Here is a 14,466-nt window from a genome sequence, read left to right on the forward strand (position 1 = left end):
TGGAGCCCATAGTACCCACCGCCGCGCCGGAAAATTCAAGGCGCTTGATGATTCAATGATGAGACTGAAGGTGCGGCTGGAACGAAGTGGTTTTCACGGAGCGTGATTGCCGGTGGGCAGGCGGGAGCGCACCAGGAGGGCGAGTCCGCCGAGCAGCAACCAGGGGCCCACGTGCGAGGCCGCGAGGTGCGCGGCGCTCCCATCCGGGCAGTGCACGTGGAGCAGCAGCAGGCCCACTGCGCCCGCGGAGAGCCCCGCGGCCACGGCGCGCGCCGGGTGGTACGCCGAGCGCCGCAGCATCACCAGCGCGGACAGCAGGGGCAGCGCGGACAGGAGCATGTGCGTCCGCATGCAGCCGATGGCGCCCGCGAGGAAGCCCTTCACCGCCAGCCCCGAGCCTCCCAGCACCACGGACAGCGCCACCACGGCCGTGCACGTGCCCACGAGGCCCCAGGCCACCCGCCGCACGGGGGCCAACGCCACCACCGCTCCGCCCACCATGGTCAGCAGGACGAGCAGGGCCAGCACCACCACCACCGCGGGCGGCGCCGAGTTCAGGAACAGCCCCAGCGGCGTGAGCGCCAGCGCGCCGAGCGCCGTCAGGCCCACGTACGCGCCCACCAGCATCAGCACCTCGCGCCACCAGGGCGTGGGCGCCGGGTGGGCGGCCAGTTCCTCCAGGGCCTGGGCCGGCACCGCCATCTTCACGGCCGGGGCCTCCACGGGCTCCAGCGCGTCGAAGCCCTCCACCAGCGCGAGGCACTCCGCGCACGAGGCCACATGCGCGGCCAGCTCCGGCGGAAGGGGCTGGCCCAGGGCGTCCAGCACGCGCGAGCACTCGGGACTCATCCGTTCGTTTCCTCTCGCAGGGTGGCCAGCAGCTCGCGCAGCCGCGCGTAGCCCCGGTGTGCCCGCACCTTCACGGCCGACTCCGTCAGCCCCATCGACTCGGCGATCTCCGCGAAGCCCATGCCCTCGAAGCGGTGCAGGACGATGGGGATGCGCTGGCCCTCGGGAAGTTGCTCCAGGGCCCGCTGCACCGCGCGCTCGAGCCCCGCGTCCCGGGGGCCCGGCTCCTCCACGGCCACGCTGGTGGGCAGCTCGCCCTCGTCCGTCAGGTCCTCGGGGCGTTTGCGCCGCTGCCAGTCGCGCGCCGCGTTGGTGGCGATGGCGTACAGCCACGGCTTCACCCGCGCGCCCTCCTGGAAGCGGCCGCGCCCCCGGACCATGGACAGGAAGGTCTGCTGGGACAGGTCCTCCGCCGCGGCGGGGCTGCCCGTCAACCGCGCCAGGTAGCCGTGGATCGGCCTCGCGTAGCGCTGGAAGAGGGCATCGAAGGCCCGGGAATCGCCCTGACAGAAGCGCGTCATGAGTACCTCGTCCGAGTCACCGGCGGCCGGGGAGGGCGTCGGTGCGTCAGCGGTACGCGCGGGGGCGGTTCCTGGTTTCAACGAAGGAGGCGTCACGGGCGGGGCGGGATGGAAACCCTACCCCAGCCCGGAGCCTTCCGGGGGTGCTTCCCTGCTCGCTCTACTGGCGCTTGAGCATCGCCTGGGGTGTGGGCGCGGAGGTGGGCAGGCTGTCGGCCGCGTTGGCCAGGGCCTCGCGCACCTTCTCCTCGGCGGCCTTCATCTTCTCCTCGGCGGCCTTGCGCTGGGCGGCCAGGGGGGCGAACCAGCGGCTCGGCGGGTTGAGCGCCGCCTGGTCCTCGGCCGAGTACTTCAGGTACGAGTACTTCGTCTGCTCGGACGGGAGCCGCAGGTCACTGACGAGGCCCACCCAGGAGAGCGCCTTGAGGGAGTAGTAGCTGAGGTCCACCTCCCACCAGAACCAGCCCTGGTTGGCGGTGTTCTGGTGGAAGTGGTGGTTGTTGTGCCACCCCTCGCCCAGGGTGATGAGGGCCAGCAGCCAGTTGTTCTTGCTGGTGTCCGTCGTCTTGTAGCGGCGCTTGCCGAACACGTGGCTGAGCGAGTTGATGGTGAAGGTGCCGTGGTAGAGCAGGGTGGTGCTCACGAAGAAGCCCCACACCAGCATGGAGAAGCCGCCGATGAAGTAGAGGGCCACGGCCAGCAGGACGGGCGGCACCACGAAGAGGCGGTTGAGCCACACCAGCTCCGGGAAGCGCGCGAAGTCCTTGATGCTGTCGTAACGCGTCTCGTTGTACTTGTCGCAGAGGATCCACCCGGCGTGGCTCCACCAGAAGCCCTTCTGCAGGGGCGAGTGGATGTCCTGCTCCTGGTCCGAGTGCCGGTGGTGGTGCCGGTGGTGGGCCGCCCACCAGAGAACACCCTTCTGCGTCGCGAGGGTACCCGCCAGCGCGAGGAAGAACTGGAAGCCGCGGCCGGCCTTGTAGGCGCGGTGGCTGAAGTAGCGGTGGTAGCCGGCGGTGATGCCCCACATCCGGAAGATGTAGAGGCCCACGCACACCGCGACATCCACCGGCTTCGCCCCCGTGTAGAACACGAAGAGGCACATCAGGTGCACGCCCACGAAGGGAATGGACGAGAGCCAGTTGATCTTCTCTTGCTGTGCGGGAGTGGCGGCTTGAGCAGTCAAGGGTGCCTCGGCTGGAATCAGACCGAGCGGCAAGGTGCTCAGTCTCATCCCGCATCAACACCCCCCCGTGTCATGGGTCTGTCAGGCGGAAGCAGATTTCCGCAGGTCCGCCAGCCAGTGCTCGAAGTCCGGCTGGCCATGCAGCGGAGCGAGGTCCTCGTCGGAGTCCGCGTAGGGGCCATCGTGGAAGCCCAGCTCCGTGGCGCGTCGCAGCATGCGCATTGCGTCATTCAGGTGACGCGCGCGGGCATGGGCGCACGCCGCGTCATAGGCGAGCCGTGAGGAGCGGACGTGGGCGAGTCCCGCCTCGCAGATGGCCGCCGCCTCCGAGTAGGCGCCGCGGATGAAGAGGGGGCGCTGGGCGCACAGGAAGGCGGCCTCGAGGTCCACCCCGGGGAGACGCAGCGCCTTGGGCACGCGCTCCGAGCGGATGAGGGAGCCGGCGTACTCGTGCATCACGGTGCGGTCGTGCGTCTCGTGCCAGGCCATCTCCCACAGGGCGAGCGCCCGGAGCTCGTCGCCGATGAGGGAGAAGGCCGCGGCGAGGGCCTGGGTCTCCACGGGCCGGCGCCGCACCTGGGAGAAGTGGTCGAGCGCCGCGCGGCCCTGGCCATTCTTGAGGGCGGCCCAGCCGAGCAGGTGGTGGGCGCGCGAGGCGAGGTCCGGGGTGCACTCCTCCGAGTCGAGGATGGCGAGGCCGTGCTGGCGCACCTCGTCCAGCCGTCCCTGGGCGAGGGCCGCCTGGGCCTGCTGCAACTCCAATTGGAGCGGCGGGGGCACCACGCCCGAGGACACCTTCATGTCGCCGCGGAGCACGGCCATCACCAGCCGCAGCGCGTGCAGCCCGTACATGCCGAAGAGCACGGCGAGCAGGGGGATGGGCCGCTCCATCGCGAAGGCGAAGGCCATCACGGCGAGGCACAGCACGAGCGCCAGCAACTGCGCGCCGAGGAAGCCCGCCTGTCCGAAGAAACGGGTGGCCAGGGCGCTCACGATGGTGCCCCCATCCAAGGTGGGGACGGGGAGGAGGTTGAAGAGGGCCCAGAAGATGTTGGCCACGCAGAACCAGGTGATGAGCGCGCGCGCGGACAGCGCGTCTTCCGGCAGGCCGAAGTGTTGGAGCCCCAGGGCCGCCAGGGCCAGCATCAACCCGGAGAGGGGCCCCGCGGCGGCGATCATCGTCCGCTGGTGCCAGGGGATGGGGGTGGGGGAGTTGGGCCGGGTGGTACCCCCCAGCCAGAGCAACGAGATGCTCGGCCGGTAGCCGAAGGCCCGGAGCATGAGCGCGTGACCCGCCTCGTGGCCGAGCGCCGACACGAAGACGATGAGCATCCACGCGAGGACGACGAGCATGCCCGCCTGGAGGGCCTCGGGGCTTCCGGGCTCCTGGACGAGCTGCTCATAAGGCCAGAAGTGCAGGTGCAGCGCTGTCGGACTCTCCCGCACCGTCAGCACCATGAGGACGCCCAGCAGGGACGAGAAGAGCAGGTGTGAGAGGTGGACCTCGACGGGGATGGCCCCGAGCCGGAAGCGCAACATGGGGCCAGACCTTAACCAAAGGAGGCCGGGCGTGCAGGCCAACGCCTGGACCCTGGAACAATCTCCCTGATTCGCTAGGTTCCCCCGCCGCATGCTGCGGATTGGTCCCTACACGCTCCCCAACCCCTTCATCCTCGCGCCCATGGCGGGGGTGAGCGAGAAGCCCTTCCGCGTCATCGCCTTCGGGATGGGGGCCGCTCTCTGCCCCACCGAGCTGGTGAGCTCCCAGGGCCTCATGCGCACCAACCAGCGCACCCTGAAGTACCTCCGGTATGACGCCGAGGTGGAGCGGCCCTACAGCCTCCAGATTTTCGGGGGCGAGCCGGAGTCCATGGCCCGCGCCGCCGTCATCGGCAAGCAGTACGGGGCGCAGATGATCGACATCAACATGGGCTGCCCGGTGAAGAAGGTGACGAAGAACGGCGCCGGCAGCGCCCTGCTGTGCGAGCCGGACCGGGGCGCCGCCCTGGTGCGCGAAATCCACGCGGCCACCGGCCTGCCCGTCACCTGCAAAATCCGCTCGGGCTGGGACGAGCACACCCGCAACTACCTCCAGGTGGCCGGCAAGCTCTTCGAGGCCGGGTGCGCCGCGCTCGCCATCCACCCGCGCACGCGCGCCCAGGGCTACTCGGGCAAGGCGGACTGGAGCGTCATCGCGGACCTCAAGCGTCACTTCCCGGACAGGCCCATCATCGGCAACGGGGACGTGAAGACGCCGGAGGACGCCCGCCGGATGCTGGAGACGACGGGCTGCGACTTCGTGATGATTGGCCGAGGTGCGCTGGGCAACCCGTGGATCTTCCGCGAGCTGCTCGGGGGCCCGCCGCCCACGCCGCAGGAGCGCTGCGAGCTGGTGCTGCGCCATCTGGCCGCCCACCTCGAGTTCGTGGGCGAGGAGCTCGCCGCGGTGCGCTCCTTCCGCAAGCACCTGGCCTGGTACGGCCACGGCCTGCACGGCGCCGCGCTCTTCCGCTCCGAGGTGAACCAGCTCGACACGGCCGAGGAGGTGCGGGACGCGGTGAGGCGCTTCTTCGTCTCCGCCCACGCCGACCCGAATGCCTCCGAGGGCGAGCAGGACGTCGATTACCGGGCCGCGCTCGGCTGAATGCCCCCCGAGCTCCCCGCGACACCCCTGTAGCGCCCGCGTTTTCGCGCGTGTGCGGCGAAGAAGGTCATCTCGTGAGCACTCCGTGCGAGCGTGCGCGCTGGCACCGGTGCGGGTGCGCTCGAGGCCCGCGTTGCGTGCGTCGGTGCGCGCTCGCGCGGGCTCGAGAAAATGGCCGTTTTCCCTCGGAGCGGAGCGAAACGCGGCGGAGGCCGAGAAATCGGCTCGCGCGAGGCCGGAGCAGGTGGGGGTAGAGGCCGATTCGGGGGTTTCGAACGCGCGCGATGCCGAAAAATCGGCGCGCCACGCGTTGCACTACATCACCATGCGTTGACACACTGGCAAGGCATCTCTACCATTCATCACAAGCACTCCTTCTGCGAGTGCAGGCCCCACTCGGAACGAGTGGAGGTGGAGTTGAACCAACGGAGGGTTTAGATGGCCGCGAAGAAGAAGACCGCGAAGAAGGCGCCGGCGAAGAAGGCCGCTGCGAAGAAGACCACCCGCAAGACCGCTGCTCCGCGCACCGCGAAGAAGGCGGCGGCGAAGAAGGGCGCGGCGAAGAAGGCCCCGGCCCGCAAGAGCACCCGCCGCAAGACCGCGGCGAAGGCCCCCGAGGCCGCCCCGTCCGAGGGCTAGACGTAGGCCAGTAACTTCGCGCAGTTTGAACGGCTCGGCGGATTTCCGCCGGGCCGTTCTTGTTTTTTCCGTCAGGAGGACTGGGGTGTCACTGCGATCCTCGGAGTTGGAGCAGGTGGTGGCGGAGGTGTCCGCGCAGTTGGCGGGCGCGGTGGTGCAGAAGGCGTGGTGTCCGCTGCCGCGCCTGGCCTACCTGGAGCTGCGCGTGCCCGGGCGCTCCGTCCTCTTGTGCCTGTGCGCGGAAGGCGAGCTCTCGCGCCTCTCGGTGGCGGAGGATCGCTTCCCCACGCCGGGAGAGCCGGCGCCCTTCCAGCGCTGGCTGCGGCAGGAACTGGTGGGCTTCAAGCTGACGGGGGCCGCGTGGCGGGAGTCGGAGCGGGTGGTGACGCTCGACTTCCAGAGCGAGGACACCCGGCGCCGGCTGGTGCTGGAGCTGGGCTCGCCGGGAGGGCTGATGCTGCTGACGGAGCCGGGCCGGGTGCTGATGCTCTCCGGCGAGGGCCTGGCGCAGCGGCGCTCGCTGCACCCGGGGGCGCAGTGGACGCCGCCGGAGCCGCTGCCCGCGGACGCCCTCGCCAAGGCCCGGGCGGCCACGTCGCGCCTGGTGCCCTTCCCGGGGGACTTCCTGGTGTACGCGGAAGCGGCCGAGCGGCTGATCGGCCCGAAGGACAAGACGAGCCGGGCCGAGTCCATCCGCCGGAGGCTGGCGTTGCCGTACCGGGCGAGGCTCAAGCGCTCCGGACGCACGCTGGAGAAGGTGCGCGCGGAGGCGGCGCGGGGGCCCGAGGCCGAGAAGCACCGGCAGTTGGGCGAGCTGCTCACCCAGAACCTCTACCGCCTGAAGCGGGGCGCCACCGAGGTGACGCTCACGGCGTACACCGAGTCGGGGATGGAGGAGGTGAAGGTGAAGCTGGACCCGAAGCGGACGCCGAAGGAGGAGGTGGACTGGAACTTCCACCAGTACCGGCGGTTGCTGAGGGGCGTGGAGCACGCGCGGCAGCGCGAGGCGGAGATGGCGCGCGAGGTGGCGCACGCGGAGGCGGCGCTGAAGCAGCTCGAGGCGCTGGACGAGGCCTCGTTGCTGGCGCAGGCGGAGGTGCTGCAGCTGACGGCGGCCGAGGCGGGCCCACCGGAGGCGAGGCCCTTCAAGGAGTACGTGGGACACGGGGGCCAGCGCATCTGGGTGGGCAAGGGAGGCGAGGACAACGACACGCTCACCTTCAAGGTGGCGAGGCCGTACCACCTGTGGCTGCACGCGAGGGGGCTGCCGGGCAGCCACGTGGTGGTGCCGTTGGAGAAGGGGGTGGAGGTGGCGCAGGAGGTGCTACTGGACGCGGCGCACCTGGCGCTGCACCACTCGGGGGCGAAGGGCGAGCCTCGGGGCGAGGTGAGCTGGGTGCCGGTGAAGTTCGTGAAGAAGGTGAAGGGTGGAGCGCCGGGCCGGGTGCAGTACACGCGGGAGAAGACGCTGGTGGTGCGCCTGGAGCAGGATCGCCTGGATCGGTTGTTGAAGACTCGTGGAGGCGAGGTGCCGCCCGTCCCATGAGCGCGAAGTCCCCCATGGGCCCGGTCTGCGCCCGCTGTCCGGTGGTGCTGGGTACCTCGTGCTGCGAGGTGAAGGAGGACGAGCACCTGGCCACGCTCACGCGGGCGGACATCGAGCGGATGACGGCGCACACGGGGCTGTCACCCCGGCGTTTCGTGGCCGAGGAGTACCTCACCGGCGAGGAGGCAGCGGAGTACGAGGCGCGCCGTCCGCTCTACCGGGGCTATTTCCGCAAGGGCCCGGTGCGGCTGATGCTGGCCACGCGCGCCGGCGCCTGCGTCTTCCACGAGAAGGAGCGGGGCTGTGGCCTGCCCGCGGACGTGCGGCCGGTGGCCTGCCGGCTCTATCCCTTCGAGCGCTGGCCGGACGGAAGCTGGAGCGTGCAGATGAGCCGCTACGGTGACCTGGCCGAGGCACGAGCGGGCGGAGGAGCCTGCCTGGGAGTGGAGGAGGCCGAGCGGATGGAGGACGTGCTGGCGGCCTTCGGTACCACACGGGAGTCGGTGGAGTCGCTCGGAGAGCAACTGGCGGAGGAGACGAGGGCACACGGGCGGGGTTGACGGGGCGACGCTGGGCAGGCGAGCGGCTTGCGCCGGCCTTGAGTCCGGGAGGCCACTGGGTACGATGCCGTCCGCGTGTCGTCGCTTCCGCCCCAACATCAGATGCACCTCTTCCCGCGCGCTCCCGTTCGTGAGGGGGGCACATCCCTGCCCACGCGCACCCGCGCGGTGGAGTCCTCGAACCGTCTGGCCACCGCCCTCCACGAGGAGGAGGTGCCGGTCGCGGAGAACTTCCACCGGGAGAACGCGCTACGCGGCCCACAGCCCTCCCTCGGCGCGGCCACCCGTGAGGAACTGTGGGCCCGGGCCGAGGCGCTGGCCTTCCGGCTGTCCGCGGACTTGAGGATGCCGGTGCGGCTGGCGGTGACGGACAACCGCTCCACCATGGTGTCCTTCCGGCGCAGCGCCAACGCGCTGCAGCTGCGGCTGCACCACATGTTCCTGGACGCACCGGAGCCGGTGGTGCGCGCGGTGGCGGACTACGCGGGCCGGGGCAACCGCCTGGCGGGCGGCGTGCTGGACGACTACATCCGGGGCCAGCAGCCGCGCATCCGTCAGGAGCGCCACGCGGCCGAGGCCGACCTGGATCCCCAGGGCCGCTGCTTCGACTTGCAGGTGCTCTTCGATCAGCTCAACCGCGTCTACTTCCACGGGAACATCCAGGCGCGCATTGGCTGGGGCCGCATGCCTCCCCGGCGGCGGCGCAAGTCCATCCGTCTGGGGGTCTACGACCATCAGACGCGGGAGATCCGCATCCACCCCGGGTTGGATCGCCCCGAAGTCCCCTCGTACTTCGTGGAATTCATCATCTTCCACGAGATGCTCCACCAACTCTTCCCCAGCTCGAACGGGACGGGCCGCCGGGTGCATCACCCGCGGGCCTTCCGTGAGCGGGAGAAAGCCTTCCCGCTCTACTCCGCCGCACTGCGTTGGGAGCGGGAGAACCTCAACCTGCTGCTGCGAGGCTGAGACGCGGTTCCCTGCTCGCCGCTTTACCAATTTACCAATCGGAGGGCGCGTGCGGACGCTGCTTGACCCTGCGCGTCGCCCGACCCAATCCTCTTTTGCCCATGCGACGCGCGAAGATTGTCTGCACCCTTGGTCCGGCCTCCCAGAGTCAGGAAATGCTCGAGGCCCTGATTGAAGCTGGAATGGACGTGGCCCGGCTCAACTTCTCTCACGGCAGCCACGAGAACCACGCCGAGAACATCGCCAAACTCCGGGCGGCCTCGCTGAAGGTCCGCAAGGCGGTGGGTATCCTGGGAGATCTCCAGGGCCCCAAGATCCGCACCGGCCGCTTCATCACCGGCAGCACCGAGCTGAAGGAAGGTGGCGAGTTCCACATCACCACGGACGAGACGGTGAAGGGCACGGATGAGATCGTGTCCACGACGTATCCGTTCCTGGCGGCGGACGTGAATCCGGGAGACCGCATCCTGCTGGATGACGGCCTGCTGGAGCTGCGGGTCATCGAGACGGACAAGAAGCAGTTGATCCGCACGAAGGTGATTCATGGCGGCATCCTGAAGAACAACAAGGGCATCAACCTGCCGGGAGTGGCGGTGCGCGCGGACGCGCTGACGCCGAAGGACCGGGAGGACCTGGTGTTCGGCATCAAGGCGGGAGTGGACTTCCTGGCGCTGTCGTTCGTGCGGCATCCGGCGGACATCGACATGGCGCGCTCGGCGATGGCGGAGGTGGGGCGGTCGGTGCCCATCATCGCGAAGCTGGAGAAGCCGGAGGCGATTGCGCGGCTGGACGCCATCCTGGACAAGACGGACGGCGTGATGGTGGCGCGTGGTGACCTCGGCGTGGAGATTCCGCCCGAGGAGGTGCCCTCGGTGCAGAAGGACATCGTGCGCCGGTGCAACATGAGGGGCCTGCCGGTCATCGTGGCGACGCAGATGCTCAACTCGATGATCGACAACCCGCGGCCCACGCGAGCGGAGGCCAGCGACGTGGCCAACGCGGTGTTCGACGGGGCGGACGCGGTGATGCTGTCGGGCGAGACGGCGAGCGGCAAGTTCCCGCGCGAGTCGGTGGAGATGATGGACCGCATCGTGCTGGCGGCCGAGTCGACGATGCGGGCGCAGGGGCTGAACGCGCCGACGGAGTCGCCGGTGGGGTTGCCGTCGCACTTCCCGGACGTGATTGCCGCGAGCGCGTGTTACGCGGCGAGGCAGGCCGGGGCGTCGCTGATCGCGGCGTTCACGCTGTCGGGCGTGACGGCGCGGTTGCTGGCGCACTACCGGCCGCCGGTGCCGATCGTGGCGTTCAGCCCGAACCAGGAAGTGCGGCGCCGGCTGGCGCTCCTGTGGGGCGTGGTGCCGCGGGTGCTGGAGCCCATCCAGGAGACGGAGGCGATGGTGCGCCGCGTGGAGGAGGAGTTGGTGGCGCGGGGCCTGGCGCAGAAGGGTGACCGCGTGGTGATCGTGTACGGCGCGCCGGTGGGCCAGCCGGGCAAGATCAACAGCCTGCGGCTGCACACCATCGGCAGCTGAGCGGAAGTCCCCCTCCCTCTCCCTCCGGGAGAGGGTCGGGGTGAGGGTCTACCGCGCGCCTACCCGCGGAAGTCCTTGAGGGCGCGCTTGGGGACCTCGGCCTCGACGAAGATGCGGAACAGCTCGTTGTCGAGCTGACCGCCCTGGACCTCGCGCTTGAGGATGTCGAGCGCGAGCTGATGAGGAACGGCCTTCTTGTAGGGCCGGTCGCTGGCGGTGAGGGCGTCGTAGATGTCCGCGATGGACATCATCCGGGACTGCACGGGGATGGTGGGCTCGGGGATGGCGCGCGGGTAACCGGTGCCATCGAGCTTCTCGTGGTGCGCGTAGGCGATCTCCGGCACGCGGCGCAGGGTGCGCGTCCAGGGAATCTGCGACAGGAAGCGGTAGGTGTGCTCGACGTGGCTCTCGATTTCCCGGCGCTCCTCCTCGGAGAGGGTGCCCTTGGCGATGGAGAGCGAGTGGATCTCCCGGTCGAGCAGCAGGGGCTGCTCCTTTCCGAAGGAGTCCTCGAAGTGCAGGTGGCGCAGCTCGTGGAGCCGCTCGAAGTTGCCCTGGGCGAGCACCGTGGGCCGGTTGCAGGTGAGGACGAACTCGAGCACCTCGTCCAGGTGCTTGAGGTCCTTGAGGAGCCGCTCATCCTCCTCGGCGTCGATCTCCGCCATGTGGTGCACGCCGCGCAGCTTCACGGCGGCGAGCCGGCGGCGGTAGCTCTGCAGCTGCAGGTCCTTACGGGCCAGCTGGAAGCGGGAGCGCAGCCCCTCCATCTCATGGGGGTAGAGCTTCTCGGCCTTGACGAGCACGGGCTCGCGCACGCCCACCTTGCCGAAGTCGTGCAGCAGCGAGGCGTAGCGGACCTCCTGGAGCTCGGTGGCGGTGAAGCGCGTGTGGGCATAGGGCCCGGCGTGCACGTGCTCGAGCGCGCGGGCCATGGTGACGGTGAGATCGGCCACGCGGCCCGAGTGACCGGCGGTGGTGGGATCCCGCGATTCGATGGCCACCACGGAGGCGGAGACGAAGCCCTCGAAGAGGCGGTTGATCTCCTCGTGAAGCAGGGCGTTCTCGATGGCGCCGGCGGCCTGGGCGCCCAGGGCGAGCAGCAGCTCCTCGTCCTCGGAGTCGAAGGGGCGCCCACTGAGCTTGTTGAGCGACTGGATGACGCCGGTGACCTCGCCATTGGCGTCGCGCATGGGCACGCAGAGGACGCTCTGGGTGCGGTAGCCGCTGAGGGTGTCGAAGGTGCGGTTGAAGCGCTCGTCGGCGTAGGCATCCGGGAGGTTGATGATTTCTCCCGTCTGGGCCACCTGGCCGGCGATGCCGCTGCCCACGGGCAGACGGATTTCATTCTTGGAGCCCTGGGCCACCTTGCTCCACAGCTCGTTGCGCTCGCGGTCGAGCACGAAGAGCGAGCACCGGTCCGCCTCCACCACCTTGCTGGCCTCGTAGAGGATGAGGGGCAGCAGCAGGTCCAGGTCGCGCTCGGCGCTCATGGCCTTGGTGACGTCCAGGATGGACGTGAGCTTCTTGAGGCGCCGGGTGAGGTCTGGAGGATCGGGCGGGGTCTGTGGAAGCACCGGATAGGACTCCAAAAGGGCGGCGGCGCACGGCCTGGGAGTCATCTTCTTAGCACGGGAAATACGTGGATCGCCCCTCCCCCCCTGCTCGCTCGCTCTCCAAGCGGGTACCACCCGGGAGCGGAAGTGGCTATGTAGCGCCCATGACCCGCCGCGTCCTCGTGTCCCCCTCGCTCCTGTCCTCCGACTTCGGCCGCCTCGCGGAGGAGGTGCGCGCGGTGGAAGCCGCCGGGGCGGATTGGGTCCACGTGGACGTGATGGATGGGCGTTTCGTGCCCAACATCACCATGGGCCCGGTGGTGGTGGAGGCCATCAAGAAGGCGGCCACCCGGCCGCTCGACGTGCACCTGATGATCGTCGAGCCCGAGAAGTACGTCGACGCCTTCGCGAAGGCGGGGGCGGACATCCTCACGGTGCACGTGGAGGCGTGCACGCACCTGCACCGGGTGATTCAGCAGATCCGCCACGCGGGAGCGAAGCCGGCGGTGGTGCTCAACCCGGCCACGCCGCTGTCGGCGGTGGAGGAGGTGCTGGGAGACGTGGACATGGTGCTGCTGATGAGCGTGAACCCAGGCTTCGGGGGGCAGAGTTTCATCGCGCCCACGGTGGACAAGGTGCGCCGGCTGCGCGCGATGATGGATGAGCGAGGGTTGTCCACGGACATCGAGGTGGATGGGGGCATCAACGCCGAGACGGCCCGGCGGGTGGTGGACGCCGGGGCCACGGTGCTGGTGGCGGGCTCGTACGTGTTCGGCTCGAAGGACTACGCCGCGGCCATCCGATCGCTGCGGCCCTGAGGGAACGCCTCGAGCTCAGTGGGCCGTTGTGTCGAGGCCGGCCATCCGTGCCACCCGGGTCATGAAGGTGTGGTCGAAGGGCTTCACCTCGTAGGCCTCGGCGCCGAGCTCGAAGCAGACGTGGCGGGTGAACTGGTCCTCCACGCCACTGAGGATGACGACCTTGCAGTCGCGCGTCTCGGGGTCCTGCTTGAGCTGGGCGAGCAGGTCGCGGCCGTCCTGGTGCTGATGGATGTCCAGGATGATGACCGCGGGCCGGTGCCGCCGGGCCAACGAGAGGACATGGTGGGATGTGGTATCCGCCACCGAGGCGAGGCCGGAGCGGCGAGCCTCGCGGGTGAGGGCGGATACAACGAGCGGCTCGTCATCGGAGATCAGGACGACTGGAGGAAGCATGGGACCCCGGGGTGCCTTCGCTGTACGGAGGAGGGTCAAGCAAGCGGTGTTCCCGAGGCCGTCCCCAGGAAAATGGGCCGGTTACGAGAGGGGAGGCCGGGTCCCGGGGGCCCCACGAGTCCTGGAGAACCCCTGGAGGGTTTCAGGAATGAAAAGCTGATCCAAGGACGTTGACTAGGCCGGGCGGGTCTTGTACATCCCCGCCCACTTCGACGGCCCGAGAGCAGTTCCGTCGAGGGGCATAGCGGTATCGGGGAGTGGCTCAGCCTGGTAGAGCACTTGGTTCGGGACCAAGGGGTCGCAGGTTCAAATCCTGTCTCCCCGACCATCAGAAGGGCGCGGAATCCTAGGAGAAATCCTCGGGTCCGCGCCCTTCGTCTTTCCGGGGCCAGGAGGCCAGCATGCGCCTGCCCCGGCTTTGTGGCTCTCCCGCGGTTTGTGTGAATCCTGGGCGCATACGAATGGCCCCAAGAACGAGGCCCGCCTGTTCGCTACCGCTGAACCACACAGAGCCACGTAACTGGGGCAGGCTCAGAGTCAACATGGCCCTCATCCATCGCCCGCGGGGGCGGTCGTGCCGCCGGCCTGGCCCTCCCTTCGCCCTTCAGTTCCATCACGGCGATGTGCCGCTCCTCATCCACATCGCCTTCGAGAGGGAGTTCCGGGTTCCCGTTCCTCCCGCTGGGGGAGCGCGCCGATGACCGCCGGGCGAAGAAGGGACCCGGTTGCGGCCGGGCTTGGCGCACTGCTGCTGGGCCTGCTGGCCGTGCCCTGGGTCTATGCAACGTTGTTCAACGCGCTCTTCTCGTTTCCGTCGCCCTTCGCCGCGGTGGTGACGCCCCTGCTGCTCGTGGCGACACTCGATCTCGGGCTGGAAGCATTCGCGCGTCTCCATGGCTTCGAGCGGCTCCGGCGGATTGGAGCGATGATTTCCGTGGGGGTCCTGCTCTCGAGCCTCTGGGTGTTGTCGAGATTCACCTTGATGACCCAGTCCGAGCGGCTGGGTCTCCTGGCGACCGTCTGGCTCGGGGCCTCATTGCTCTGGCTCGTCGTCTCGCTGGCGTTGGGGGCGGTCGGACCGGAAGCACTCCTGTACTCGCGCCTGACCTCGCCCGCGCGAAGGCGAGCCGGGCTGGCCATTGCGCTCCTCCTGTTCGGAGTGCTGTCCGCGCTCTCCTTGTACTTCCTGGCGGCGCCGGCGGGGTTCATTGGCGGCCCGCCCTCTCCGATTCCGATCGGGTGATGGGGCAGGT

14 protein-coding genes and 1 tRNA gene are annotated in these 14,466 nt (G+C 69.4%); 9 read left to right on the forward strand and 6 right to left on the reverse strand.

What is annotated here, in order from left to right:
• Positions 1–93: 93 nt before the first annotated feature.
• From BO221_RS02450 to BO221_RS02465, 4 genes are all read right to left on the reverse strand, one after another.
• On the reverse strand, positions 94–849 hold the full coding sequence (locus tag BO221_RS02450; RefSeq protein ID WP_073558695.1) for a DUF1109 family protein: 756 nt from the start codon (positions 847–849) through the stop codon (positions 94–96).
• On the reverse strand, positions 846–1,370 hold the full coding sequence (locus BO221_RS02455) for an RNA polymerase sigma factor (protein WP_043407191.1): 525 nt from the start codon (positions 1,368–1,370) through the stop codon (positions 846–848). The genes BO221_RS02450 and BO221_RS02455 overlap by 4 nt, the downstream gene beginning before the upstream one ends.
• Positions 1,371–1,530: 160 nt before the next feature.
• Positions 1,531–2,556, reverse strand: a complete 1,026-nt coding sequence (locus BO221_RS02460; protein WP_073559425.1) for a fatty acid desaturase — start codon at positions 2,554–2,556, stop codon at positions 1,531–1,533.
• 81 nt (positions 2,557–2,637) lie between these two features.
• Positions 2,638–4,095, reverse strand: coding sequence for a metalloprotease (locus BO221_RS02465; RefSeq protein WP_073558696.1), 1,458 nt, complete (start codon positions 4,093–4,095; stop codon positions 2,638–2,640).
• A gap of 91 nt (positions 4,096–4,186) precedes the next feature.
• On the opposite strand from BO221_RS02465, the gene dusB reads away from it, so the two are divergent.
• From dusB to pyk, 6 genes are all read left to right on the forward strand, one after another.
• On the forward strand, positions 4,187–5,200 hold the full coding sequence (dusB, locus tag BO221_RS02470; protein WP_073558697.1) for a tRNA dihydrouridine synthase DusB: 1,014 nt from the start codon (positions 4,187–4,189) through the stop codon (positions 5,198–5,200).
• 438 nt (positions 5,201–5,638) lie between these two features.
• A complete protein-coding gene (locus BO221_RS02475; protein WP_198956048.1) occupies positions 5,639–5,839 on the forward strand; it encodes a hypothetical protein in 201 nt (66 codons plus the stop codon).
• 85 nt (positions 5,840–5,924) lie between these two features.
• Positions 5,925–7,385: an NFACT RNA binding domain-containing protein gene (locus BO221_RS02480; RefSeq protein WP_073558698.1), complete on the forward strand. Its 1,461-nt coding sequence runs from the start codon at positions 5,925–5,927 to the stop codon at positions 7,383–7,385.
• Complete coding sequence (locus tag BO221_RS02485) at positions 7,382–7,945, forward strand: YkgJ family cysteine cluster protein (RefSeq protein WP_073558699.1); 564 nt, start codon at positions 7,382–7,384, stop codon at positions 7,943–7,945. Before BO221_RS02480 ends, BO221_RS02485 begins: the two co-directional genes overlap by 4 nt.
• A 75-nt stretch (positions 7,946–8,020) precedes the next feature.
• Positions 8,021–8,914 carry a SprT family zinc-dependent metalloprotease gene (locus tag BO221_RS02490; protein WP_143195228.1) on the forward strand — a complete coding sequence of 298 codons (894 nt, stop codon included), beginning with the start codon at positions 8,021–8,023 and terminating at the stop codon, positions 8,912–8,914.
• Positions 8,915–9,015: 101 nt separating this feature from the next.
• Positions 9,016–10,446, forward strand: coding sequence for a pyruvate kinase (gene pyk / locus BO221_RS02495; protein WP_073558700.1), 1,431 nt, complete (start codon positions 9,016–9,018; stop codon positions 10,444–10,446).
• A 59-nt stretch (positions 10,447–10,505) separates the two neighbouring features.
• On the opposite strand, the gene BO221_RS02500 is transcribed toward pyk, so the two are convergent.
• Positions 10,506–12,020 (reverse strand): HD family phosphohydrolase, encoded by a 1,515-nt coding sequence (locus tag BO221_RS02500; protein ID WP_073559427.1) that lies wholly within the window; start codon positions 12,018–12,020, stop codon positions 10,506–10,508.
• Between the two features lie 143 nt (positions 12,021–12,163).
• Between BO221_RS02500 and rpe the strand changes: the two genes are divergently transcribed.
• Complete coding sequence (gene rpe / locus BO221_RS02505) at positions 12,164–12,817, forward strand: ribulose-phosphate 3-epimerase (RefSeq protein WP_073558701.1); 654 nt, start codon at positions 12,164–12,166, stop codon at positions 12,815–12,817.
• A 15-nt stretch (positions 12,818–12,832) separates the two neighbouring features.
• Here rpe and BO221_RS02510 read toward each other — a convergent pair whose 3' ends face one another.
• Positions 12,833–13,213, reverse strand: a complete 381-nt coding sequence (locus BO221_RS02510) for a two-component system response regulator (protein WP_073558702.1) — start codon at positions 13,211–13,213, stop codon at positions 12,833–12,835.
• A gap of 251 nt (positions 13,214–13,464) precedes the next feature.
• On the opposite strand from BO221_RS02510, the gene BO221_RS02515 reads away from it, so the two are divergent.
• Together BO221_RS02515 and BO221_RS02520 are read left to right on the forward strand one after the other, a co-directional pair.
• Positions 13,465–13,541, forward strand: a tRNA-Pro gene (locus tag BO221_RS02515).
• Positions 13,542–13,910: 369 nt separating this feature from the next.
• Positions 13,911–14,456 (forward strand): hypothetical protein, encoded by a 546-nt coding sequence (locus tag BO221_RS02520; protein WP_073558703.1) that lies wholly within the window; start codon positions 13,911–13,913, stop codon positions 14,454–14,456.
• Positions 14,457–14,466: the final 10 nt, after the last annotated feature.

Source organism: Archangium sp. Cb G35 (assembly GCF_001896145.1).
GTDB classification, from domain to species: domain Bacteria; phylum Myxococcota; class Myxococcia; order Myxococcales; family Myxococcaceae; genus Archangium; species Archangium violaceum.

Excerpts from the sequence above, each read along its gene's own strand:
- BO221_RS02450 (WP_073558695.1), bottom strand. The coding sequence starts at position 849 with ATGAGTCCCGAGTGCTCGCGCGTGCTGGACGCCCTGGGCCAGCCCCTT.
- BO221_RS02455 (WP_043407191.1), bottom strand. The coding sequence starts at position 1,370 with ATGACGCGCTTCTGTCAGGGCGATTCCCGGGCCTTCGATGCCCTCTTC.
- BO221_RS02465 (WP_073558696.1), bottom strand. The coding sequence starts at position 4,095 with ATGTTGCGCTTCCGGCTCGGGGCCATCCCCGTCGAGGTCCACCTCTCA.
- dusB (WP_073558697.1), top strand. The coding sequence starts at position 4,187 with ATGCTGCGGATTGGTCCCTACACGCTCCCCAACCCCTTCATCCTCGCG.
- BO221_RS02475 (WP_198956048.1), top strand. The coding sequence starts at position 5,639 with ATGGCCGCGAAGAAGAAGACCGCGAAGAAGGCGCCGGCGAAGAAGGCC.
- BO221_RS02485 (WP_073558699.1), top strand. The coding sequence starts at position 7,382 with ATGAGCGCGAAGTCCCCCATGGGCCCGGTCTGCGCCCGCTGTCCGGTG.
- pyk (WP_073558700.1), top strand. The coding sequence starts at position 9,016 with ATGCGACGCGCGAAGATTGTCTGCACCCTTGGTCCGGCCTCCCAGAGT.
- rpe (WP_073558701.1), top strand. The coding sequence starts at position 12,164 with ATGACCCGCCGCGTCCTCGTGTCCCCCTCGCTCCTGTCCTCCGACTTC.
- BO221_RS02510 (WP_073558702.1), bottom strand. The coding sequence starts at position 13,213 with ATGCTTCCTCCAGTCGTCCTGATCTCCGATGACGAGCCGCTCGTTGTA.
- BO221_RS02520 (WP_073558703.1), top strand. The coding sequence starts at position 13,911 with ATGACCGCCGGGCGAAGAAGGGACCCGGTTGCGGCCGGGCTTGGCGCA.